2 protein-coding genes are annotated in these 973 nt (G+C 30.4%); both read right to left on the minus strand.

The annotated features are described in order from the left end of the window. A partial coding sequence (locus tag AC1DIT_RS28190) for a cell wall hydrolase (protein WP_476998607.1) occupies positions 1-284 on the minus strand: 284 nt, incomplete at its 3' end. Positions 285-402: 118 nt separating this feature from the next. Beyond that, on the minus strand, positions 403-973 hold a 571-nt coding region (locus AC1DIT_RS28195; RefSeq protein ID WP_476998608.1), incomplete at its 5' end, for a sensor histidine kinase.

Genomic DNA, 973 nt, shown 5'->3' on the forward strand with positions numbered 1-973 from the left:
GGCCAGTACCTCTCTCCATTGATAACTCGACGAGCTAAACGTTTTTCACTTTCTCTTGCTCTTTGATAGAAATATCCATGCGTAACAGCTTCAAATGCATGTTCTTGGAAAATCATTTGTCTAATGGTACGAAGGTTTTTAAAGTCAGAACAATTTGCTCTTAGTCGGTTAATTCCTACATTTCCGACGAGTAACATACCCTGAGTTCCTTCTCCTTCGGCTTCTGCTCTGAGTAATCTTGCTAAAAGTGCAATATCTGCATCTGTAGCGTTAACAACTCCCATGACTCCACCTCCATTATATTTTTCTCTTTATAGTATTGTTTATTGATCAGGATAATGACTTGTTTAATATAGGTTGTTTTCTAAATTAATTTATATTAGACATAGCATCCTCTTCAAATTATAGTATGTTTAACTTTCGTAAGTTCTTTTCTATATACATATAAAATTGTATTTCATTTTTTATAATAGAGACACCATACTCAAAACCATGTCGTTCTAAAATACTCTTTACAATGGCTAATCCTAATCCAGTTCCTGATATTTCTTTATTACGTGAAGCTTCTAATACATAAAATGGTTCCCAAATTTTTTCAATATCTTGACTTACTTCAGGATTAATTCCATTTTGAATACTAAAATATACATAATCTTTTCTCTCTTCCAATACAATCTTGATATTTTGATTTGTTGTATATTTGATTGCATTTGAAATTAAATTATTAAATACCATTTTCATTTTATCCAAATCCGCATAAACAACAGGTTCTTCCATTCTAAAATCCATTTGTAAATGTATATTTTTAGCACGAAATTCAATTTCATACTTATCAATAACGCTTTGAATAAGCTGCACTACCTGAAATTCTTCCTTCTGTAATACATCTCTTTCCAATTTCGAAAATCGTAACAACTCTTCTATTAAATTTGTGATTTGATCTGTTTGTTTAATAATCGTATCTACATAAGTC

This window comes from Bacillus sp. 05T22, assembly GCF_056396765.1.